This is a genomic window from Gordonia malaquae, assembly GCF_037148075.1.
Classification (GTDB): domain Bacteria; phylum Actinomycetota; class Actinomycetes; order Mycobacteriales; family Mycobacteriaceae; genus Gordonia; species Gordonia malaquae.
In genome coordinates this window covers 60,944-81,944 of record NZ_JBBCUB010000008.1, presented here as the reverse complement: position 1 = coordinate 81,944, position 21,001 = coordinate 60,944, and the positions used below count along the sequence as shown (strand labels likewise).

Genomic DNA, 21,001 nt, shown 5'->3' with positions numbered 1-21,001 from the left:
CGCGATGTCGATCTACGACGAACTCCTCGAACGAGTCCGCGAACAGGCCGGAATACACCAGGGCACAGCCAAACGCCTCAACACCGGCGGCGGCCCCCTGGGCACCGACGGCGACTTCAACCGCTCCGTCGGCGCCCTCAAACAGCACGAGAACGGCGACCCCGACGGCCATTACGGCAACATCGCCGCCGACATCGCCAACATGACCGAAGTCCTCTTCCGCCAACAAACCAGCATCGCCAACGAATTCGCAGCCCTCAAACTCGAAGGCCGCGGAAAGTCTGTCGAGAAGGCTCGCGCTGCACTGGTCCGCCTCGCTAAGGCCTCCGACAAGACCGCGGACGGCTTGAAGGCGGTGTACGACCAGGCGGTCGCACACCGCGACAGCGCCAATAGATACCACTCGACGGTCAAGCCGCTCGACGAACGTGACGCCCAGCTGACCGTCGATCTCACCGACATCAACCGCAAGATCCTCGACGCCACCAACAACGGATTGAAGGTCGTCTACCAGCCGGAAGTACCGTGCCCCGACACGGTCATGATCCTGCCTCCAGGCACACCCGGAACCCTGCTCATGAACAACCTGGTCCCCGGCGCCGAACCCCAACGCTCACCCCAGTCGATCCACCAGGAACGACTCAAAGTCCGCGCCAAGATCCAGGAAGCCGTCAAAACCTTCAACACCGAACAGCAGAAGATCCAGGCGCACCTCGGCGACATCGATTGGGAATTTAACATCTGGGGTGGTCGTCAGCCGATGCCTGGCACTGGTGCGCCTGCTGGTGGGATGCCGGTGCAGACGGCTCCGGGCGGCCAGCAGCCCCTGTTCGTCGGGCCGACCGGGACAACGCCGCTGGGCTCGACGCCGACGACCCCGGCCACCGCGACGCCGGGCACGACCAAGAACAACGCCGCCGACATCCTCGCCAAGGCCACCCCGCTCAACGCTCCCCAGCCCGGCATGAACCCCGGCACGATGAACCCCGGCCAGAACCCGATGATGGCCGGACTCGGCCCCAACCAGCAGCCCGGATCACCCTCGACGACCCAGGCCAAGGCCCCCGGAACCCTCTCCGACCCGGCGTTCCAGAACCTGCTCAACCAGGTCCGCAACCGCAACAAGGGCACCAGCCCATCCACCGACGCCCCCGGCACCACACCGTCGACGACCGGCGCCCCGAGCACCTTCACCAGCGGCGTGCCGACGAGCCAGAACCCGTCCCAGCTCAGCCAATCCGGCGAACCCACCGCCACCAAGTCCGGCGGACCCCGGACCAGCACCACCGCCGGAACCGCACCCGCCAACGCGCGCGGAGCGATGCCGATGATGGGCGGCATGCCGATGATGGGCGGACCCGGCGCAGGCGGCGCACCCGCCGTCGGCGGCAAGAGCGACCGCCCGAAGATCGCCAACGCCGACCCGAAGGACATCTACGGCGACGAGATCAAGCACACCGACCCGATCGTCACCCCGCGACGCCGAGACACCTAGTAGGTCGCCGTGGGTGGCAGCGCAGAGTTCCGCGTGGTGGTGACGGAGAGTTCACGGCTGACCACCGAGGAGATCCGGGAGCTGGCGGCTTACGCGGGTAGTGGGTTCGAACGTGTCAATCAGGCACTGCGCGGTGAGATCGCGATGACCGCACTCCTCCAGCGGCGTGCGGATCTGATCAGGTCGGCACTGCAGAAGTACCCGCTGACATCGCCGGTACGCGTGACGCGTCGGGTCGGGCATGCGGCGGTTCCAGGCTTCGACGACGCCGACCCCACCTCGTTCGCAGGCACGGACATCGAGTTCGCCGGATTCCTCTCGACGTGCATGAACGCGGTCCCGCCGCACATGGCCGACGCGCCCCTGATCCTGGAGCTGCTGGTACCGGAAGGCACTCCAGCATTCGCGTTGGGCGCGCTCGCGAAGTATCCAGAAGAACGCGAGCTGCTGGTAATCGACGCCCGCAGAGTCACGTTCATCGAGGTAGAATTCGATGCAGACGAGCAGGCATGGCGCCTGCTCGGGATGGTCTGGGACGAGACGTAAGGAGGGCCGAGCGATGAGTGCATTGACCGAGGAAATCCTGGTTGGCCGCCGCGTGGAAAGCGGCCGCTCGCCCAAGGAACTCACCAAGCTGCGCCGTCAGGCAGAGCGTCGAGTCGGCCGCTCCATCGCCCCTTCGAAGAAAGAACTCGCGCTCTACCGGGACGCAGGACTCGAACCTCCGACCTCCTAGAGTGCCGCAGGCCATGAGCGCCACATACCGATTCGAAGTCGTCGGCGTCATCGCGCGGTTCCCGGCCTGTATCGAGGTCGAGTTCGCCGACGGCACAGTTCGCACCGTTGATCTCACCGACGACGTCTACGGACCAGATCCAGGAGTATTCGCACAGCTGCAGGACGAGACGTTCTTCAATGCCGTCCAGGTCTCCGAAGGCGCAGTCTCGTGGCCAGGAGAAGTCGACCTGGCGCCGGACGCGCTCTGGGCCCGCACCCATACAGGCGACCCGTGGGTGCCACTCCTGTAGACGGTGCCGACGGACCGGCCGAGACCGAGTACTGGCTGTCGCAGCCCGGCATTGCCGCGATCGTCGAAGCCGGAGAGTGCGAGTATGCGCGCGGCCGGACGACGTCTCTCGCGGAGTTGCGAGCTGAGCTGGAATAAGGGTCGGAGCAACCGAACTCCCGAAAGCGAGAAGCCGGGTTCCTGCGTGGCAGGGCACCCGGCTCTCAAAACCCGCTCGTACGTCGGGGGTTGGATGAACCGATACTAGCAGTAGCAGCATTAACCGGCCGCGTTGATATCCATCGCGCTCTCGCACATCAGCAAGCAGGTTGCACTTGTAACTGCAGGCAATTACGGTTGTGAGTGAAAGTGAGCCCAAGTGAGGAAGAGCGAGGTGGCCACTATGGCTGTCCCGGTGCACGTCTCGCCGGTCGAGGCCGCGCAGGCTGCCGTCGTTTCAGAAGCGCTCGGCCTCGATACGTGGGCAGGCGGGCTGGACGTTCTTACTCCGTCCCTTCCTGAGCCTGTTCGGGTGCCCAGTGAACTTGGGCAGGTGATGCGCACGGTCATTGAGGCAATGGCCCAGGGTGCCACGATCACGATCGCTACGACGCCCGCAGAGCTGACGACCACAGTGGCGGCGAAACATCTAGGAGTCTCCCGGCCGACGTTGATGAAGATGATCGCGCAAGGCGAGATCGCGGCCCACAAGGTTGGCAGTCACACTCGGCTGAGGACCAGTGACGTCAACGAACTGCGCCACCGCCGGTGGCTGGCGAAACGTGCAGCGTTCGCCGACCTGCGCGACTTCGAGGAGTTCATTGGGATGGACGACGAGTGATCGCAGTGGCGGTCGAATTGCTGCTTGTCCGCCACGTACGCCCGGCCGCTGAGGGCATTACTTTCTATAGAACCGCCAGCTAGAAGCGATAGTGGTATATTTGCTGGTATGTATTCAGTGCCAAATCAGCAGTCTGTGATCGATGACCTCGGCGACAAGTTCTTGGGCGCGTTCGTCGACGCTGTCGTGGGTGCGAAGGACGATCTCGAAGCGTTCCGGGAACGTTTCCCGGCCTGGTTCGTCAACTTCTCCAAGCGCTTCATCGCCAACTTCATCCACGAGCGCATGTGGGATCGGATGATCCGGCAAGTCTCGGACCACCCCGGCGTGCAGATCGTCGACAAAGGGTCGATCCGGCAGATCATTGTCGATCAGTACGTGATCCGATTCAAGCGTCACCGACCGAAAATGCAGATCAGCACGTACCCCACCGCGGGTGCGCTGGCGTTCTGGACCAACAAGGCGATGATCCCGGGCACCGAGACGCACTCGCTCGCACTGGGGTACATCTGGGACGTTGATGAAGCCGAGATCAAGAACCCGATCCTGTCCTACCGCTCTGCGCTCGATACGCCTGAATGGTCGGTGGAACTCGACGCTCCAGGCCCCACTGCTTCGGGTACCACGCCGATCGGTTGGAAGCCTCTGACGCCCGATCTTCCGCAGATCGATCTGTCCGAGATCGTCGACGACGATGCAGAAGGAGATGCGAGCACGTCATGAACTCCACCGGCGACGTCATCATCACAGCGCGCCGAGCGGCAGGGCTCACTCAGGAGGAGCTGGCCGGGCGAACTGGCATAACGCAGGCGGCGCTGTCGCGCTACGAACACGGGCAGCGGGAGCCAGACCCGGCGACGTTGGCAGCCCTGGCCAAAGCGCTCGACCTGTCTGCCGAATTCATGACCCACTCATTCGGCATGCGTGGCGCGCTCGCGGCCGATGCTCACATGCGGCGGCAGAAGTCGGCGAAGGTCAGCGACTGGCGGCGAGTGGAAGCCCATCTCAATCTGCTCAGAATGCGGTCGGCATACCTGCTGAAGCGAGTGGGTATGCGCCCGGAGAACCACATCCCGACCTTCGATCCGATCGACACCGATCCGGCCACCGCGGCGCGCCTGGTGCGCGCCCAGTGGAAGATGCCGATCGGACCGGTGTACAACGTGACGGCCTGGCTCGAATCAGCCGGGATTCTCGTGGTCGAGTCCGACTTCGGAACCCAACGGATCGACGGCATGTCGCAGTGGGCCGCCGACTACCCGGTGATCGTCGTCAACGAACGACTACCGACACCACGCAAGCGGTTGACACTCGCGCATGAACTGGGGCACCTGGTGCTGCACAGCGAGTTCCCGACAGAGACCGTCGAAGCCGACGCCAACGAGTTCGCCGCAGAGTTCCTGATGCCCGAGACTGCGATCAGACCGGAACTCACAGCACTCAAACCCGCCAAGCTGCGCGCGATGAAACGCGTGTGGGGCGTCTCCATGCAGGCCATCTTCGAACGCGCCTTCCGAATGGGGCTGGCGACCCCGCAGGAACGAGCCAGCTTCTACCGCTCGATGAACGCCAAAGGATGGAAGGCCAACGAGCCCGACGACGACGTCGTGCCGCCTGAGCATCCCCGACTGGCGGCCAGTATCGGCGACGCACTCGTTGATCGCGGCGGACTGTCGCGGCGCGAGGTCGCCACGATGTGCGGCCTCGGCAGTTCGGTCGACGAGACCGTCTTCCTATCGCCCGAACGCCGACTCCGCACCGTGTAGCACGCAGACCGCCGGTCGGCTGTCCTCGCTTTTGTCGCTGGTTGATGGGCCTGGCGCAACGAAATTCCGTGCTGTACTATCACTTGCATGAACGCTTTGCACCGCACTCGAATCGCGCTGGCTCTCGCTGGCGTGGTCGCCCTGCTCGCTGCGCTCCTGGGCGTCGGCAACGGCCGCGCGGGCGCCGAGACCGACAAGCCGATCGCCGCGCCGTCGTGGATCGCGATCGAAGACCAGTTCGGCGACGTCCGCCTGTGCACGCTGACGGCGATCGGATGGGACAAGGCGAACACCAACAACCCGCGCGGCATCACCTCCGGCCACTGCGCCGACTCGTGGGGGAGCGGCCACAAGGTGTACCTGTCGAGCGGACCGAGCGTCGAGCAGACGGACTTCAGCCGCCAGATCGGCACCGTACTGAAGGTCCTCAAAAAGACGGAAGGCGACGCCTCGCTGATCCGTTTCGAGAAGGGCGTGCGAACCACCACCAAGGTCTCGCTCAACGGCGAACCCGCCCAGCCTGTCGTCGGATTCCTCACGCTCAAAGAGGTAGACGCCATGCGCCCGGTCTTGTGCAGCCACGGCATGACTACCGGCTTCGCCTGCGGAGCAGTCCGCTTCGTAGAAGACGGCCTGCTGTCGGTCGACATTCCTACAGCTCCCGGCGACTCCGGTGCGGGAACCTTTGCACGCGGTCCCGACGGCTTGTACTTGGCCGGTCAGACGGTCTCGAAGGACGGCGTCGGTAACCCGATCGAGAGTGTGGTCAACGACTTCGGCATCACGTGGGCTGCGTGACCGAGCGTAAGCGTGAGTTCGCGGCGCTGATCCGCGAGCGGTTCGATCACTGGACCAAGGTGTTGAGGTTGCCGACGAAGTTGGCCATCGTCGATCGCTCGCGGATTCGGTTGGATGATCCGTCGTCGACGTGGGTGGCGGGCGAGTATGAGGCGTGGTCGAACAAGTTGACCATCGATCTGGGTGCGGCGCTCCTGCCGTTCACCCTTCGTCGGTTGGATGACCGCGAGGCCATGCGAACCTACGTCGACGGGCTGCTGCTGCACGAGCTGGGGCACCGGCGGGACCGGTGGCGGATTGCGCCGCACCTGGCGGTGACCTACCTGGGCAGCGGCTTGATCGCCGCGGTGTTCCTGGTGTCGTTCTTCATGGGGTCGGCCTGGTGGATGCTGCCAGCCGTAGCCGGGATATTCATCGTGATGGTGATCGCGGGTGCGGTGTTGGCGCAGAAGGTCGCTGTTCGGGTTCCTCGGCGTGCTCGGTTCGAGGTACGTGCCGATGACTTCGCGTGCGACATCGGCGGTGCTGAGGTGATCGACGAGCTGCTGTGGTCGATGGAGACCTACCCACGGGTCGACCTCATGGACGGCGTGTACCAGCCGGTGGCAGAGCGGCGCGCCCGGCAATGGGAGCGCGCCACCGGTGGCGGTATCCCGGCCGACCGCACCGGTGAGTGGCGCCAAGCTCCCGCGGAGTCGGCATGAGCGCGCGGGCGACGGCGTTCACGTCGCTGGTCCGGACGCGGTTCGACTACTGGACCGAAGAGTTGCGGTTGCCGACGACCCTCGTCGTCGTTCCTGGTGAGCCTGTTGTTGCGGGCAGTGATGATCTGCGGTGTCCGGGCGGATACCACGGCTGGAGCAACACTCTGGTGGTCGATGTTGCGGCTGCGTTGTTGCCGTTCGCCGACCGCGAGATCCACGACCGGCGGGCGATGGTCACCTACATCGACGGGCTACTCCTGCACGAGCTGGGCCACCGGCGAGATCGGTGGTGGGTCGCACCTCACCGCGCCGCCCTGGCCGCCGGAGGTTGGCTGCTCGGTGGGCTGTTCATCGTCGCGTTCCTGGTTGAGGCCCTCAGCGAGGCGTCGTCGTGGTGGGCGATCCCCGCGATGGTCCTGGTGATCGTCGCGGCGGCGATCGCGTACTGGGTGCTGAAGATCGTCGTGGTCAAGAGCATCCGGTGGCGGGCACGTCTGGAACTGCGCGCTGACGACTACGCGTGCGACGTCGGCGGCATCGAGGCGATCGACGAGATGCTGTGGGCGTCGGAGGTGTGGCCGACGATCGACCTTCTCGACGGCGTGTACCTGCCGCTGCCTGAGCGTCGTGCTCGGCAGTGGCAGCGGGCGACCGGTGCCGGAGTTCCCGTCGAACGGACCGGGGAGTGGGGATCGGCGGCGGATGAGGATTCGTGGTGGAAAGACCGGTTCGACATCTTCGATCAGACTGACCGATAGAATCATGGATATTCACCGCCGATCAGACGGTGGTGGGTGGCGACATATTATCGACCAGAAGGGGGTACATATTATGGCCAACAGTGAGGCATACGACGCCGGATACTCGGACGGGTGGAAGGCGGCCTACGAGAACACTCTGCAGCCGGTCTCCTTGGCTGAGATGGTTCAGCATCAGATGGCTGCTCGGGGACTGTCGTACAGCTCTCTCGCGGAGCGGACCGGTGATGTGATCACCGCAGCCCAGTGGCAGCAGCTCGGGACCGGTGGGCTCACCGAGTTCCCTCAGCCTGCGACGCTGGACGCGATCGCAACGACCCTCGACGTGAGCATCACCGAGGTGGTCTTGGCGGCAGGACGCTCGGCCGGGCTCGACGTCAAGCGCGGGGCGACGAGCGATCTGGCCGCGATGGTGGCCGGAGGATCGCTCACGCTCGCCGAGTGCTACGAGCTGGTGACGCAGGGGTAGTCCCCGGCTCGCCTGAAGCCCGAATCAACCGCTGTTCATACAGTGAACGGCGCCGAGAACTAACACGACCATAGAGAGGCGCATGGCATGGCCAACAGTGAGGCATACGAGTCCGGTTTCTCGCGAGGATGGGACGCGGCGAACTACGCCGAAGCCTACGAGGGCGCTGTCCGATACAGTGCTGCGCCGGAGCCGAAGGAGTTCTCCTCCGGCGTGAAGACCGACCACGACCGCGACGAGTTCACCCGTGGCCACGAGGACGGCTGGACCAAGTTCATGAACGAGGACTATCCGGCCTAGTGGAGCGGACACTCGCCGATCTGGTCCAGCAGCAGAAGGCCGCGCGCGGACTGTCGTACCGCATGCTCCAAGAGCGCGCGGGCGATGTGATCACCGCGGCGCGCTGGCAGCAGCTCGGGACCGGCACCCGGCTCAAAGAATTCCCGGAGCCCGCGACGTTGGAAGCGATGGCGACCGCGCTCGATGTGCACATCACCGAGGTGGTGCTGGCTGCGGCACGCTCGATCGGCCTCAACGTCACGCGCGGGGCGACGAGTGACCTGGCTGCGATGTTGCCGCCGTCGGCAGCGTCGCTGACGGTCGAGCAGCGGGACGCAGTCCTGACGCTCGTCCGGTCGATCACGGCCATGTCGAGAACGGATGCCCCGGAATGATCCGGGCAACAACCGAGAGGCGATCAGAATGACCGAAGAGCAGATCCCCGCAGAGCAGTTTCCGACCTGTCAGATCTGTGGCGAGCGCGACGTCGAAGACAACGGCGACCACTCGGACCGCACCGGCCACTGGCCCATCGCCGCCGAATAGTCCGACAGTCCGATCCGCCTGCGGGCTGACCGGCATAGAACTCGATCGAGTCGAGCCCTGGGACATCGAATCCTTGCGGCCCTATCTCCAGTGCAACGAGTGCGGCGCCCGCGGTTAGAACCGCCACGAAGCGGCGCCCACTCCGCCGAAATCGCCCACCGTGGCGGCGCGATGGCGGCGTATAATTCGATTGCGTTGAGCGAGGTGAGAGACGATGAGCAAACCGAGCGCTCCGGGTGCCTTCGCTGCATTCGCCACCGGCAAGCCTCAACTGACGCTGCACGACATCGGCGAGCGGATGCGCGGGAGCCCCGACTACAAACATCGATTGAAGTGGGGCTTCGAGTTCTTCCGTGGAGCGGCTGACGAGGACGCCGACTTGCCTTCGCTGATCTCAGATGAACCAGCGCTCACTGGCGACGAACGTTTCGATGCGTTCCTCGCGGCCGCCGCCGAGTACGTCGCAATCCACAACGACATCGACGCCCCAGATTGGTGCTTCCAGCCCTGCAGGGTCCTCAACTACGGTTGGCATATTGCCGAGTACGAGCAGGCGCGGCGGTGGGCATATGCCCGAACTCCGGGGCCCTTTCTGGTCCGCGGGATCTACATCGAGGAGCGTGATCTCATCAATGTATGAGCGATCCAACGGCGCCGTCGCTGATGCGTATGACCAGGTCGCGGGCCCGTTCTACGACACCGATGGCGTAGTCAGCATCCTCGGGATCAGCGAGCACGCGGTCGCCGAACGAGTCGCGGCAGGAACGATCATCGGCTGCCAACTCGCCGATGCTCGACGCACCTGGATGTACCCGGTGTGGCAGTTCACCGACGGCAATCAGCCGATCGGCCATCTCGACGAGGTCTGGACGATCCTGCGCGAGGCTGCCGATGCGTGGACCGCCGCACTCTGGCTGCGGACACGAAATCAGGCTCTCGGCGGCGCCACCGCCGTGGACTACCTGCGCGACGGGAGAGATCCCGCAGTGGTGCTGGATGAGGCTCATGCTGACGCCGCTCGGTGGTCGGTGTGAGTCGCGAGGACGTCGCTTCGGTAGTGCCGTCGGGCACGCGCGAATAGGGAGGGCGCGCGATGTCAGCGGTGGCGATGAATCTGGTGGTCGTCTACGCCGAGGACATCGAGCGATCGCGCGGATTCTTCGAGGCGATCGGTCTGGAGTTTCAGGAAGAGCGGCATGAGTCGGGTCCGGAGCACTACGCGGCGACCCTGGCCGGTGGGGCGGTTCTCGAACTGTATCCACGCGGTCGGCGGACGGTGTCGCGTGTTCGGCTCGGCTTCACGGTCGACGACGTGGACGAGACCATGCGTGGTCTCGCTGCGCGCGGGTACACCGCCGGTGGCGCTGAAGCGGTTGGGCGCGACTACGGGCGCGGTGTGGTGGTCGTAGATCCGGATGGAAATCGAGTGGAGATCGTGGAGGGTCCGCGCCCGGAGGGCGACCGGGCGAAGTCCTCGGCGCCGACCCACGCATACCCGCTGATCTACAGCAAGGTGGTGTTCCCCTATCTCGAAGGTCTCCGCGATCGGTTCTTCGCCGAACAGGACGTTCGAGGGGGCCCGGCCGACCGTGAGGCACTGGATCTACTTCGGCGTGCAGGAGCCGTGATCGAGTGGGGTGATCGCCTCTCCTTGGGAGAACCTCATAAAGCACTGATGATCTTCGCGACCAACGAGCTGACACGCCCCAACAGAGTGCGATGGTCGCCGCCGACTGCTGCACGAGAGGTCATCGGTAGTGGGGCTCTCATCCCGGGGTCGGGCGAAGCCGTGCTCAAACACTTCAAGCTCACCGTGAATCCGATCGGAACATTGCCGGAGACCATCTGGCACGGAGTCGGTCCCGAGGAGTATTCGCTGACCGCACAGGATGGCTGGACTCCGTGGGTCGACGATGGACTCTCAGGCGAGTTCGCGCCGATCGTCGTGGCGTATGCCGACCTCTTCTGCGTTACTGACTGGCGCGCGAACGAGTTTGCGGACTACACGCTGCGGAAGTTGATTCCGGGAGGGTGACGTCGGTGTCCGGCGACGTCGTGGATGGCGAGGCCGACGAGAGGTTCGCTACTGCAGCTGCGGGGCGGTCCGGGTGAGTCGAGACTGCGGTGTTCAGCTGAAATCATTTCGGGAAAATACTCCATGTGTGAAGACCGGGCGTGCCAACGCGAAGGTAATGTGATTGGCGTGGATATCAAGCCGAACGACAGGGTCCAATTCGCTAAGCGTGGCGGAGAGGTCTGGACTGTTGTGCAGGTGTGGCCGAACGGGACACTCACGGTCCAAGGGACGCGGGCGAATTCGTTTGGCCAGGTTGCCAAGAGAACGATCGACGCCGACCGGGTGACTTTCCACTATCCGGCATGAGCGCTGCGCATTACGTCGTACGGCGGGTATTTCAGGGGAGGGGGCGATCGAGCGTTTCCGTGGTGGTATTATCGCACGGCGTTAGGTGGTTGATCGACTTTGGAACCGCTCTCCCGCCAATTGAGTGACCGGCATCGCCCGTCGTTGCGACGTTTCGTGCTTGATCGCGGCGGTGCCTCAGTATTGATCCAAGACAAGAGGTGGCGCGGCCGAGTGCGCGTGGGCTGGAGTCGTAGCGATCGAGCCTATTCTGTGGTGTACTATCATTTCCTGTGAGGAATGGGTGGGACGTGTATTGTCGGGATATGCTCTGATGATTGCGTCAGCTTACGATGAAGGGCCGGTAACGGGATGAGTAATGCAAGCGACCGTCAGGTCATTATCGACGAACTTTCCGGCGAGCTGACTAGTACCGCTGATATGCTCGATGCGAGGTTCAAGGATCTCGACCGCGATTGGGTGATGCTCAGTCGCGAGGAGCAGTTCGCTGCAGGCAGTATTATGAATGCTCGTGACTCGCTGCGGCGAGCCATTGCTGAACTTCATGGCGACCTCTAGACGAGCGAGGTGTGTTCAGCGGCTCGTCTTTGACGGAGCGAGAGGATGCGGCTCAGGGGTCGTAAGAGGAGGATTGATGATCGGAAACAGTTACGTGGTGCGCGGAGGGGAAAACGAACACCTTCGCTACCTTGTTTTTGCCCAAGACGCACAGGAAGCCTGGGTTCGCTCCGGATCAATCAAGAACCCGACAATCACCAAGGTGCGGGAAGGAATCTCCCTTCTCGATCACAACGACCTGGAAGCCGCCGCAGTCAAACGAGGATGGAAGCAAGGCTCCGGTTGGAGTCGAGACAACCACGACGAATGGCTCGCAAGCTAGTGGGCGGCCGTGATGAGAGTGGTCAGTCCAACACGTCGCCGTAGCCGCGACGTCGGATACTGCGCTGAAGGCTTGCGGACGGCTGGTTGCGGCGAAGCCACTGGTGGAGGCCGTCGCGACGGGACGTCTCGTCTGCGGTCGACAGGTGAAGTTCGGCGAACAGCTGCCCGAGACTGTTCGGCGCCGGGCGCGGCTGATCGTTCGGGATGAAGATCGAATCGTCGTAGAGTCGCTCGTTCGGGATCATCCAGTAGTTCACCTCGCTGCGGCCTGCACGTTTGGTCGAGTAAGGGTATCCCGCAGAGGGTGCCTGGCTGCCGCCAACGTCATGAGCTATGCTGATCGGTAGATGCAGCTCAACGGGCTGTTCTTGAAGAAGTCCCCGGCCGTTCGCGACCGGGGCTTCCTTGTATCTACCCACTGGCGCGGGCGTCGGGTTGTGCGTTGGTTGGCCAGCCGCCGGAGATGATGCCGTTGGCGAGCCACCGGCCGTCGTCGTTGCGGCGTAGAGCCAGGACGTGGAAGTCATGGACGGCGAAGTCGCCGAAGGCCCGCACGGCGGGCTGGTCGCTGCTGTTGCGGAGGAACTTGACGTAGACGACGTCGTCCATGGTCGCGCAGGGTGTCGGCGGTGCGGTCGAAGTCCCAGTTCGCGACGTCCTCGGTCATGGTCGCGATCGCGTCCGGGTACGTGGCGCGATGGATCAGATAGCGGTACCACAGGAAGGCTGCGCTGGCCGGATCGAACGGCGCGGTGGTCGGGTCGTAGTCGAGCGGCAGGTCCGCCGGGTCGACGACCTCCAAGAGTGGGACAGCCGACAGTTGGATGGTGATCGCGGTGCCGAACTCGGGTGTGGTCGAGTAAAGCGCGTCAGCGAGAGTCAGGACTGTGCGTGGTGGCAGCTTGTGGTGGTCGGTGACGGTGGCCATCGCTGCGTAGACGATGTCTGGGTCAAGGTCGAGCTGGTCCAGGAGGTACTCGTCGGCGCTGAGGATCTCGACGTCGTGGGGCGCGCACGCCTTGGCTGGGAAGTCGCGGACGTTGTTGGTGACGATCAGTGCGGCGCCGGAGGCGACTGCGGCGGCCAGCACGCGCCGGGGATACGCGTAGTTTCCGTTGTTAAAGTGGTGAGGTAATGTATCAATCGTGACGGCCAGGGCAGTGAAGCGGGCGTACAAGTACCGCTTCTATCCGACTGGGTCGCAGGAACAGCTCCTGCGGCGCACGTTCGGCTGTGTTCGAGTGGTCTACAACAAGGCGCTCGAAGAGCGCACTGCAGCGTGGCATCAGCATGGTAAGTCGGTGAACTATTCGCAGAGTTCGGCCATGCTGACGCAGTGGAAGAAGACCGAGGAGTACTCGTGGTTGAACGAGGTTTCCTCGGTTCCGCTGCAGCAAGCCCTCCGGCATCTGCAGACCGGCTTCTCGAACTTCTGGGGTAAGCGCTCTGGGTATCCGAGGTTCAAGCGGCGTCACGCACGTCAGAGCGCGAGTTTCACGCAGTATGCTTTCCGGTGGAATGCCGGGCAGCGGGCTCTGACGCTGGCCAAGATGACCGAGCCGCTGGACATTCACTGGTCTCGGGATCTTCCCGAAGGGGCGGTACCGAGTACGGTTACGGTGTCGTTGGACACTGCCGGACGGTGGTTCGTTAGTCTGCTCGTCGAGGAGTCGATCGAGCGGTTCGATTCTGTGGATCGAGCCGTCGGTATCGATCTGGGCGCCAAGGATCTGGCCGTGCTGTCCACCGGCGAGAAGATCGCTCCGGCCCGTATGACGCGCACCGAGGAGTTCTTGCTCTCTCGGGCCCAGAAAGCGGTGTCCCGCAAGGTCAAGGGCTCGCGCAACCGCGAGAAGGCCAAGCGTGAGGTCGCCGGTATCCATGCTCGGGTGGCCGATCGGCGACGGCACCAGTTGCACGAGCTCAGCACTCGACTCGTTCGTGAGAACCAAACGATCGTGATCGAGGACTTGGCTGTGAAGCCGATGATGGCTGCTGGGAACGGCCGGTGCAAGACCGGCCTGAACAGGGCGATAGCTCAGGCCTGCATGGCTGAGTTCCGCTCGATGCTTGAGTACAAGTGCCAGTGGTACGGGCGAGACCTCGTGGTGATCGACCAGTGGTTCCCGTCCACGCGGCTGTGTTCGAGCTGCTCGGCGCAGACCGGCCCGAGAGGGTTCACCGGTCTTGCTAGCCGGGTCTGGACGTGCAGTTCCTGTGGAACTGCGCACGACCGCGACATCAACGCGGCGAACAACATCTTGGCCGCGGGGCTCGCGGTGCCGGTCTGTGGAGACGGGAGAAGCCTCGCCCACGTCTAGTACGTGAGCGAGCACCTGTCTGCGAAGCAGAAAGCCCTGATCGTGAGGTCAGGAATCCCCTCCCGTGAGGGAGGGGAGGATGTCAAGAGGTTGCGGTGTACTTCGTCGAGAATCTCTGGCGTCCACACGGGTGCGAACAATCCTTGGTCGGCGAGTGTGAGCAGGAGGGTTGTTGAGGTTCTGCGGAATCATCACGCACGCGTCGAGGACGACGCGGAATGAGGCGGGCACTGTCGCTTATCGGGTCCGAATGAACCCGTCGGGTGCCGTCGGTGGTTCCGGCTCCGCGGCGAGTTCAATGAGGGCGTCACGGCGTTGAGCGCGGATTCGTTCTTGGTAGGCCAGGACGTCGGCGAGTTGGATGCGGCGATGGCGGCCGGGACGGGTGGAGGCGATCTTGCCGTCGGTCAGAAGCCGGATGAGCGTGGGCCTGCTGATCCCGAGGATGTCCGCTGCTTCCTGGGTCGTGAGCTGGGTTCGATGGGGGGTGACGGTGACGGCGGTCCCGACGGCGAGGTGGGCGACGGCGGCGTTGAGTAGCAGGCGCAGGTGCTCGGGGAGTTCGGCGCGGCGGTCGCCGTCGGTGACGGTCAGGGCGCCAGGTGCGGAGAGGAGCTGCAGCAGCTCGTCCAGGCGTGCGTGGTCTGCGCTGTCGTTGTCGGCAGGTAGGACCGTCTGCTCAATGAGTGAGGTCATGCACCACAGTCTAATTCGAAAGATTCGAAACTGCGACTGTTTGTCGAGGTTGAGGGGCCGAATGCTCGCTCTGGCTCCGGACGAGCATGTCAAAAGCGTACTGAGAACGGTACGCTTTTGACACAGTTGTGGAGGTGGCCAATGACCTATCGGCAGGACCTGTGGGAGGTCGCCGCGGCCAACCACGGCGTCGTGACGATCACGGACGCAGAAGACGCAGGAGTCCCCGCCGTGGAGGTGCGCAAACTCGCGCACCGCGGCGCGCTCCGGGCATACGGACAAGGCGTCTACGCGCACCTCAACGTTCCTCCCACTGCCACGACCCAGCTCGCCGTGGCCGCCGCCATGGCCGGAGAGGCCGCATTCCTCCAACGAGAAACAGTCCTCGACCTGCATGACCTCGGCCAGCTCAACCCGCACCGCGTCCGAGTAGCCACACACCGTCGCGTTCGGCGAACCCTTCCGGACTGGATCGACATCGAGCACCGCGCGGACATCGCCGGAACGGACCTGACCGAGTACTCCGGCGTACGAGCCACGACCGTCCGCCGGGCGCTTCACGACCTCGGCGATCGGATGTCCCCGGATCGTTGGAGGACACTCGTCGCTCAGGCGACCAGGCGCGAGCTGATTAGCGAGCAGGAGGCTAGTGCGCTGCTGCGGCACCGGTGGCCCGCCGCGTGAGCGGGTGGTCAGACTGAGACGAGCGAGTCTTCCTCGATCAGGATGCCTCGGACTCGGAACGATGCAGGCGAATGGACTAGCGACCAGGCGAAGAATCCAGGTGGCCCGGGATGCCACAGCCCGCGGTATATCCGTTCCGGTTCCGAGGTCCAGGATGGTTCGCCGCCGTGCCTGCGGATTCCGACGAACGCTGCGGCGCCTGCGACGAGAGCATCGATCACCGTGTCGCCGGTCGGCTCTGGGGCCTGGTGGATGTCGTCCTCGGTTGCGGCGTCGATCCACTGGGCGACGAACCGAACGTACTCGCGTTCGGTGAGGTCCTGCAGCTGGGTGGCGAGGGCGGCGGGTGGAGACATGTACTCAGCCTTGGCGGTTGATCGCGGTGGGGAGGCTGTCGCTACCGGCATTGGTGCTGATCTCGGTGGCCCGGCGGCGGACCCGGTCGGCGTCCAGGCCGATCCTCTCGCAGAGTTCGTCGAGGGTGTGTCGGGGCGGTCGCTGGGCGACAAGATCGGCGGCGGCTTCGAGCACAGCGCGCTTTGCTTCGGTGATGTCGCGGGCCTGGTCGTCGGCGCGGCTGGGGGAGTCGACGACGGCGACGACTCGGCCGTGGCTGGTGAGTGCGACTCGGTTGGCTTCGCTCAGTTTTGCCAGCGCCGGGACGCCCTTGCGGGATGCGAGGGAGATCGGGAGGTTGACTGTTTTCGTCGCCATCCTGCGATTCTAGGTGGATATAGCTAGAACGCTGCAGCAGCTCAGGGGTGTTCGGGGTGCCACAATGTCGGGTGGCCTTGGCTGCTCACGCTCGGCAATCTGTGGAGTCTTGCCATGCTTTGGCCGAAAGTTTGTGGCAGAATTGCTGCCATGGAGGATATGAATGAGCGGAATAGGCTCGCCGTCCTGGCCGAGCATGCTCGACGTCGGAGAGAAGAACTAGGCCTGCGCCAGGATGAGTTGAAGGCGCGAGGCGGCCCATCGACAACGACGCTGACCAAGATCGAGAATGCGACTCCGCCGACGCCTGCACCGGGAACCCTCCGGAAGCTCGATCATGGACTCGGATGGTCGTCCGGCAGTGCGCGCCGAGTCCTCGACGGCGGAGAGCCAACGTTGGCCACGGGCGTCCCTGTCGAATCGGCAGTGCGGCCCGACGGGACGGCCGGGCATCTCCACGTGGGCACCGCGCCGGTGACCGTCATGAACGATGCCTGGGCCCACGCGGTCGAGAACATGCAGGTGGCTCTCCTGGAGCAGCATCGGCTGCTGCCGCCCGGGAGTCCTCTGCGTCTGGAACTCCTCGACGCCGCGACGCGCGCAGAACGCCTGCTCGGCACGCCCGTGGTGGGAAACCCCGCCGATGGAGGCGAGGGCGGCGCAGGCCCGTCGACGGAGCGGACGGCGGCCCTGTCGGCGGCGATACAAGAGATGGCGGCGGTGCTGCGGCGCGCCACTGAAGTGCGGCTCGGCGGTGGGAGAATTCCGCCAGAAGTGACCTCGTACGGGATTGTCGACGCCGTACGTGCTGCGCGAGACGCCTCGGGAGAGCAGGAGTAGTCGTGGGATTTCCATTCAAAAAGGCCGGTCGAGGGCAGAAGTCTGACCCCGTATCGGACATGGACGCTGTGGTTGCTGCTGCCCGAGATCGGATCAGGCGTGCGCGGTACGACGACTCACCTCCGTTGTTCGCGGAGAATGTCGCTCTGCTCGGCATGTGGCCCAAGCGGTCCCAACGTTCTGACCTGGTGAGGCTTCTGAGGCGGGAGGTCCGGGACTCGGTGCCTCTTCGGATGACGTGGCGTCGTTACCAGCTCCGCGATCGGGTCAATTGGGTATGGGACAGGGCGTTGGTTGGCCGCTACGACTTCGAGAACGGCGGCAGGCTGGTTAAGGCGCGGCGGGCACGGGAGGCGTGGGCGCTCATGCTCGTCGCGGGTGTCACGGCGAACAAGATTCTCAACCTGGACTGCTGGAGCGACCCGGTGCTCGACGAGCAGGGCGTGCGGATCGATCTCGGTGATGTCCTCGCCGACATCGGCGCCAGATTGCTGGAAGCCTCGGAGCTTGCGATCGACGTGGGTGAGCTGCCCGACGACGACGGAACTCCGGAAAGTGCGCACGCGCGCACCGTGGTGGGCGAGCAGCTGGAGGTGATCGACATCGTCCTGGACGCGGTCCGTGGCCAGGTCGCCGCGTTGCGGACCTACCGCGAGCGTCTGGCTGCTGTCGATCGGCAGGCCAAGGCGGTCCGGCGGGCCGAGCAGGCCCAAGCCTCGTCGCAACGCGCTGACGACCTCCTGGGTCTCGTCGGTGGTGCCGAGGTCGGGCAGTCATCGCTCGCGCGGGCATCGCAGTCGGTGTCGGATATGGCGGCCGCGCGCAGCAGTGCCTTGGCGCAGGTTCGTGGCGATTACCTCGCCGCGCTCGCGGTGAAGGACTAGTGCTGTCGCGACGGCCTGCTAGTTGGGGTGCGTTGATGCTCGCCTGTAGCCGAGCATTTCGTAGCCGATATTAATGGCGTGAAACTGGGTGTAAGTTGCGCCGATGTGCGGGGTCTATCCGGTTGCTCTGTGCAGCGTCGTGTAGCTGGGGTACAGTATCGGTTGTAGGCGGGTGAACGTACCGCCTGACCGTCGACATATGTACGGCATTCGGATCTCGTCCTTCCCCGGCATTGTGGTGGGGCGAACGGCCCGGGGGTCTGAGACGGCGAAGGCACTCCTGAGAGGCTGAGGCGTTCGCAGTATCGATCTGTCATGTGTTTCTGAAGTTCCATTTTCGTGATGACAGCTGCGATCGCGCTTGCCGGGGAGTGCACTCTATGTCGCAGCTGGATACCGAAAGGACCAGAACAATGGCCACTTCCTCTACTCGCCGCGACACTCTGGTGCGTGCTCTTCGTGGTGCCCGCCCGGACTTCACGCTGACGAACGCGCGGTCGTTCGCCGACCTTGTGATCGCCGCTCCCGGAGACGTGTTCAAGGCCTCGCCGCTGACGTTCGTTCCGCATGCTGGTGCCCCGGTGGCGTCCTCGCACGTCCAGGCTGGGCGCTCGGACCAGATCGAGGCGCTGGGCCAGATCCAGCAGAAGCTCGAAGCAGCTCGTGCTCGTATCTCCACGCAGGCGGCGGGGCGGCTGCGGGCGTACATGCAGGGCATCGGCTTCGCTGCGAACCATACGACCTCTGACGGTTCTGGCCCGAGAGCGGTTCCGAGCGGCACGCTGCGGATGGCGATTGTGGCGGACCGGGCTGCGGCCGCCGTCGCGGCCCGACTGGCAGTTGAGATCGCACGCGTCGAAGGCCGGGTCTCGACTGAGCGTGTCGTCGAGGTCGACCAGGAGGCACTGCTGGGTGGTCGGACGGCAGCGGGCACTGCGGAGCGGCTCGAACGGGCCTGCGCCAACGCGATCGACGGCGTTCTGCTGATCACAGGCATCGACAAGCGCGCTGTAGCGCTGGATGAGATCCTGCGGGCCGCCGGTGTCTGGGACCGCTTTCCGTTGGTGATGATCGCCGGTTCTCGCGACGGGCTGGACGAGTTCTTCGTCGCTGGGTCAACCGCCGTCGCCCATGAGTTCGGGTGGCCGGTGTCCTCTGCCGGAGCGTCAACCGCGGAGACGTCGAGCCCTTCTGCTGTAGACGGTATCGACCGTGCACGAGCGATGATTGACGCTGCCAGCCTCGCCGAGATGGTCAAGTTTGAGCTGCACACGTTCATGGACTCGGCGAGGCTGGCAGAGGGCCTGCGTAATCGGGGGCTCGATGATTCGGCGGCCGTGGTCAGTGCGTTGCGGCACTGTGCATTTGTGGGCGACTTGGGTACGGGCAAGACCACCGCGGCACGGCTTGTCGCCAAGGTTCTCCATGGCGTGGGGTTGCTCGCGACCGACACGGTCGTAGCGGTGCGACGTGTGGAGTTGGTCGGGGCGTCTGAAGGGCAGACCGCTGCGTTGGTTCGCAAGGCAGTTGCGGCTGCTAAGGGTGGCGTACTGGTTGTGGATGACCCTAACGAGCTGATTGGTTCTCGCGATCACCGTGCGTTGGACCCGTTCGGGCAGGAAGTGGTTGCTGGGCTGGTGGAGGCGATGGACAGTGGTGAGGTACTCGTGATCTTTGCGGGTAGGAGTCGCGGTATGGATGCGTTCTTGGCGGCGGCTCCGGGGGTGGTCGACAGGGTGGAGAGATGGGTGGTGTTTCCGTCGGCGTCGGCTGGAGAGATTGCGCGAGCTGCCGGGCGGATTGTGCTGGAGAGGGGGCGTTCCCTTGATCGTCCGGGGCTGCTGGATGGGCTGGCTGAGCTACTGAACACCGTTGACGGTGGTGCGATTCTGCTGCTGAGGAACTACTGGGCGGCCCAGGACATTGCAGAAGCGGCGGAGGAATTCCACCAGGAGCGGCTTCCTCGCGACTTGTCTGGTGTGAGTGATGCTGAGCTGACGGAGATCCGCATTGAGGATATGGAGGCCGCGATTCGAAGAACGGCCGCGGGCTTTCTGCCGTCAGGCTCTGGCCACCGCTGGACTGTTAGGTCCTGACCGTGGTGGACGGGGAGCGCCGTGGGTCGTTTTTGGCGATCGATCGGATGCGGCTGCGGCGCATCGCCCAGCTGGGGTGCTCGGGGCCCAGGGTGCGAAGGACGCCGAGCATGTCGGCGATCCGGTTCTCGGCGTTGACGGCCAGGAGGTTCTCGTGGTGGGAGACGCGGTTGCGGAGCTTGCGGAGACGTTCCATCCGAGTGGCGACGTAGTGCCGTCCGTTGTCGGTGGGGTGTGCGTGAGGGAACGCCTGATGGAGCCCCTGGCTCCAGAGGTCTTGGGCTTTGGACAGTCGCGCTCGGCCGCCGGTGGTGCCGAGCAGGGCGCACCAGTTGCCGAATGTCATCTGAGAGACGACGTCGTCGTGGGTCACCGCGGCGCCTTTGCGGGCGTGGCCGTGTTCGCGGGTGCCTGCGCTCTTGGCGGCCTGCTTGCGCGCCTCGTCGATCTTGTCGCCGGACATCGCGAACAGTAGTGGTGCTGCGGACTGCGGGCGTGTCCATTCGCGCGGATAGCCTTGGTTCTGGTTCCAGTCGGACAGTGCGCGGTCGATGGCGTTGCGGACCATGATCTCGACGTGGCACAGCTGAGAGTGCAGGGCGCCACCGAACTCGGTGTTCCACTGGTAGAGATCCTCGGCGTGCTCGGTGTGTCCGTTCATCGCGTCGAGATACAACGTGAAACGGGCAGGGCCGAGGAAGGTCTCAATCAGCGCGTTGTCGGGCATGGATGCAGATGGTAGTCTCAGTGCTACTGAGCATCGGCTGTAGGTCGTGTGCGCATACTTTTCGGGAGCCCGTCACCACATTGTGGAGGCGGGCTCCTTGTATGTGGCAGGT

31 protein-coding genes are annotated in these 21,001 nt (G+C 64.4%); 25 read left to right on the top strand and 6 right to left on the bottom strand.

Features of this window, described 5'->3' with window-relative positions:
- Window positions 1-4: 4 nt before the first annotated feature.
- From WFK36_RS21805 to WFK36_RS21710, 20 genes are all read left to right on the top strand, one after another.
- Window positions 5-1,495: a hypothetical protein gene (locus WFK36_RS21805; RefSeq protein WP_336794258.1), complete on the top strand. Its 1,491-nt coding sequence runs from the start codon at window positions 5-7 to the stop codon at window positions 1,493-1,495.
- 9 nt (window positions 1,496-1,504) lie between these two features.
- A complete protein-coding gene (locus WFK36_RS21800; RefSeq protein ID WP_336794256.1) occupies window positions 1,505-2,041 on the top strand; it encodes an ADP-ribosyltransferase in 537 nt (178 codons plus the stop codon).
- A gap of 13 nt (window positions 2,042-2,054) precedes the next feature.
- Window positions 2,055-2,231 carry a hypothetical protein gene (locus tag WFK36_RS21795; RefSeq protein ID WP_336794255.1) on the top strand — a complete coding sequence of 59 codons (177 nt, stop codon included), beginning with the start codon at window positions 2,055-2,057 and terminating at the stop codon, window positions 2,229-2,231.
- Window positions 2,232-2,244: 13 nt separating this feature from the next.
- Window positions 2,245-2,523, top strand: coding sequence for a DUF2442 domain-containing protein (locus WFK36_RS21790; RefSeq protein WP_336794253.1), 279 nt, complete (start codon window positions 2,245-2,247; stop codon window positions 2,521-2,523).
- On the top strand, window positions 2,505-2,660 hold the full coding sequence (locus WFK36_RS21785; RefSeq protein ID WP_336794252.1) for a hypothetical protein: 156 nt from the start codon (window positions 2,505-2,507) through the stop codon (window positions 2,658-2,660). The genes WFK36_RS21790 and WFK36_RS21785 overlap by 19 nt, the downstream gene beginning before the upstream one ends.
- Window positions 2,661-2,904: 244 nt before the next feature.
- Window positions 2,905-3,342 (top strand): helix-turn-helix domain-containing protein, encoded by a 438-nt coding sequence (locus WFK36_RS21780; protein WP_336794251.1) that lies wholly within the window; start codon window positions 2,905-2,907, stop codon window positions 3,340-3,342.
- A gap of 108 nt (window positions 3,343-3,450) precedes the next feature.
- Window positions 3,451-4,065 (top strand): hypothetical protein, encoded by a 615-nt coding sequence (locus tag WFK36_RS21775; protein WP_336794249.1) that lies wholly within the window; start codon window positions 3,451-3,453, stop codon window positions 4,063-4,065.
- Window positions 4,062-5,108 carry a helix-turn-helix domain-containing protein gene (locus WFK36_RS21770; RefSeq protein ID WP_336794247.1) on the top strand — a complete coding sequence of 349 codons (1,047 nt, stop codon included), beginning with the start codon at window positions 4,062-4,064 and terminating at the stop codon, window positions 5,106-5,108. Before WFK36_RS21775 ends, WFK36_RS21770 begins: the two co-directional genes overlap by 4 nt.
- An 87-nt stretch (window positions 5,109-5,195) precedes the next feature.
- Window positions 5,196-5,906 carry a chymotrypsin family serine protease gene (locus WFK36_RS21765; RefSeq protein WP_336794246.1) on the top strand — a complete coding sequence of 237 codons (711 nt, stop codon included), beginning with the start codon at window positions 5,196-5,198 and terminating at the stop codon, window positions 5,904-5,906.
- Window positions 5,903-6,610, top strand: a complete 708-nt coding sequence (locus WFK36_RS21760) for a M48 family metalloprotease (RefSeq protein ID WP_336794244.1) — start codon at window positions 5,903-5,905, stop codon at window positions 6,608-6,610. Before WFK36_RS21765 ends, WFK36_RS21760 begins: the two co-directional genes overlap by 4 nt.
- Window positions 6,607-7,368 carry a hypothetical protein gene (locus WFK36_RS21755; RefSeq protein ID WP_336794242.1) on the top strand — a complete coding sequence of 254 codons (762 nt, stop codon included), beginning with the start codon at window positions 6,607-6,609 and terminating at the stop codon, window positions 7,366-7,368. Before WFK36_RS21760 ends, WFK36_RS21755 begins: the two co-directional genes overlap by 4 nt.
- A 73-nt stretch (window positions 7,369-7,441) precedes the next feature.
- Window positions 7,442-7,837 (top strand): helix-turn-helix domain-containing protein, encoded by a 396-nt coding sequence (locus WFK36_RS21750; RefSeq protein WP_336794240.1) that lies wholly within the window; start codon window positions 7,442-7,444, stop codon window positions 7,835-7,837.
- Between the two features lie 87 nt (window positions 7,838-7,924).
- Window positions 7,925-8,137: a hypothetical protein gene (locus tag WFK36_RS21745; protein WP_336794239.1), complete on the top strand. Its 213-nt coding sequence runs from the start codon at window positions 7,925-7,927 to the stop codon at window positions 8,135-8,137.
- A complete protein-coding gene (locus WFK36_RS21740; RefSeq protein WP_336794238.1) occupies window positions 8,137-8,511 on the top strand; it encodes a hypothetical protein in 375 nt (124 codons plus the stop codon). Before WFK36_RS21745 ends, WFK36_RS21740 begins: the two co-directional genes overlap by 1 nt.
- 28 nt (window positions 8,512-8,539) lie before the next feature.
- Entirely contained in the window at window positions 8,540-8,662 is a 123-nt protein-coding gene (locus WFK36_RS21735; protein ID WP_336794237.1) for a hypothetical protein, read from the top strand.
- Window positions 8,663-8,876: 214 nt separating this feature from the next.
- Window positions 8,877-9,302 (top strand): hypothetical protein, encoded by a 426-nt coding sequence (locus tag WFK36_RS21730; protein ID WP_336794235.1) that lies wholly within the window; start codon window positions 8,877-8,879, stop codon window positions 9,300-9,302.
- Window positions 9,295-9,696: a hypothetical protein gene (locus WFK36_RS21725; RefSeq protein ID WP_336794234.1), complete on the top strand. Its 402-nt coding sequence runs from the start codon at window positions 9,295-9,297 to the stop codon at window positions 9,694-9,696. The genes WFK36_RS21730 and WFK36_RS21725 overlap by 8 nt, the downstream gene beginning before the upstream one ends.
- Window positions 9,697-9,755: 59 nt before the next feature.
- Window positions 9,756-10,697, top strand: coding sequence for a VOC family protein (locus WFK36_RS21720; RefSeq protein WP_336794232.1), 942 nt, complete (start codon window positions 9,756-9,758; stop codon window positions 10,695-10,697).
- Window positions 10,698-11,396: 699 nt separating this feature from the next.
- Window positions 11,397-11,603, top strand: coding sequence for a hypothetical protein (locus WFK36_RS21715; RefSeq protein ID WP_336794231.1), 207 nt, complete (start codon window positions 11,397-11,399; stop codon window positions 11,601-11,603).
- A gap of 76 nt (window positions 11,604-11,679) precedes the next feature.
- Entirely contained in the window at window positions 11,680-11,925 is a 246-nt protein-coding gene (locus WFK36_RS21710) for a hypothetical protein (protein WP_336794230.1), read from the top strand.
- A gap of 22 nt (window positions 11,926-11,947) precedes the next feature.
- Here WFK36_RS21710 and WFK36_RS21705 read toward each other — a convergent pair whose 3' ends face one another.
- Together WFK36_RS21705 and WFK36_RS21700 are read right to left on the bottom strand one after the other, a co-directional pair.
- The gene (locus tag WFK36_RS21705) at window positions 11,948-12,172 is read right to left on the bottom strand and encodes a hypothetical protein (protein WP_336794228.1); all 225 of its coding nucleotides are present in this window, start codon (window positions 12,170-12,172) and stop codon (window positions 11,948-11,950) included.
- 278 nt (window positions 12,173-12,450) lie between these two features.
- Window positions 12,451-13,017, bottom strand: coding sequence for a VapC50 family PIN domain-containing toxin (locus WFK36_RS21700; RefSeq protein ID WP_336794227.1), 567 nt, complete (start codon window positions 13,015-13,017; stop codon window positions 12,451-12,453).
- 55 nt (window positions 13,018-13,072) lie between these two features.
- On the opposite strand from WFK36_RS21700, the gene WFK36_RS21695 reads away from it, so the two are divergent.
- The gene (locus tag WFK36_RS21695; protein WP_336794226.1) at window positions 13,073-14,248 is read left to right on the top strand and encodes an RNA-guided endonuclease InsQ/TnpB family protein; all 1,176 of its coding nucleotides are present in this window, start codon (window positions 13,073-13,075) and stop codon (window positions 14,246-14,248) included.
- A gap of 237 nt (window positions 14,249-14,485) precedes the next feature.
- On the opposite strand, the gene WFK36_RS21690 is transcribed toward WFK36_RS21695, so the two are convergent.
- Window positions 14,486-14,944: a helix-turn-helix domain-containing protein gene (locus tag WFK36_RS21690; RefSeq protein ID WP_336794225.1), complete on the bottom strand. Its 459-nt coding sequence runs from the start codon at window positions 14,942-14,944 to the stop codon at window positions 14,486-14,488.
- Between the two features lie 141 nt (window positions 14,945-15,085).
- On the opposite strand from WFK36_RS21690, the gene WFK36_RS21685 reads away from it, so the two are divergent.
- Window positions 15,086-15,628 (top strand): type IV toxin-antitoxin system AbiEi family antitoxin domain-containing protein, encoded by a 543-nt coding sequence (locus WFK36_RS21685; protein WP_336794224.1) that lies wholly within the window; start codon window positions 15,086-15,088, stop codon window positions 15,626-15,628.
- A gap of 8 nt (window positions 15,629-15,636) precedes the next feature.
- Here the strand turns inward: WFK36_RS21685 and WFK36_RS21680 are convergent, their stop codons facing one another.
- Window positions 15,637-15,984 (bottom strand): hypothetical protein, encoded by a 348-nt coding sequence (locus tag WFK36_RS21680; protein WP_336794222.1) that lies wholly within the window; start codon window positions 15,982-15,984, stop codon window positions 15,637-15,639.
- A 4-nt stretch (window positions 15,985-15,988) separates the two neighbouring features.
- Entirely contained in the window at window positions 15,989-16,342 is a 354-nt protein-coding gene (locus WFK36_RS21675) for a hypothetical protein (protein WP_336794221.1), read from the bottom strand.
- Window positions 16,343-16,492: 150 nt separating this feature from the next.
- On the opposite strand from WFK36_RS21675, the gene WFK36_RS21670 reads away from it, so the two are divergent.
- The 3 genes from WFK36_RS21670 (at window position 16,493) to WFK36_RS21660 (ending at window position 20,162) form a co-directional block, all read left to right on the top strand.
- Window positions 16,493-17,182 (top strand): helix-turn-helix domain-containing protein, encoded by a 690-nt coding sequence (locus tag WFK36_RS21670; RefSeq protein WP_336794220.1) that lies wholly within the window; start codon window positions 16,493-16,495, stop codon window positions 17,180-17,182.
- 233 nt (window positions 17,183-17,415) lie between these two features.
- Window positions 17,416-18,066, top strand: a complete 651-nt coding sequence (locus tag WFK36_RS21665) for a hypothetical protein (RefSeq protein WP_336794218.1) — start codon at window positions 17,416-17,418, stop codon at window positions 18,064-18,066.
- Window positions 18,067-18,479: 413 nt separating this feature from the next.
- Window positions 18,480-20,162: an AAA family ATPase gene (locus WFK36_RS21660; RefSeq protein ID WP_336794217.1), complete on the top strand. Its 1,683-nt coding sequence runs from the start codon at window positions 18,480-18,482 to the stop codon at window positions 20,160-20,162.
- On the opposite strand, the gene WFK36_RS21655 is transcribed toward WFK36_RS21660, so the two are convergent.
- The gene (locus WFK36_RS21655) at window positions 20,152-20,889 is read right to left on the bottom strand and encodes an Abi family protein (protein WP_336794216.1); all 738 of its coding nucleotides are present in this window, start codon (window positions 20,887-20,889) and stop codon (window positions 20,152-20,154) included. The two genes, WFK36_RS21660 and WFK36_RS21655, sit on opposite strands and share 11 nt — an antisense overlap.
- Window positions 20,890-21,001 lie beyond the last annotated feature (112 nt).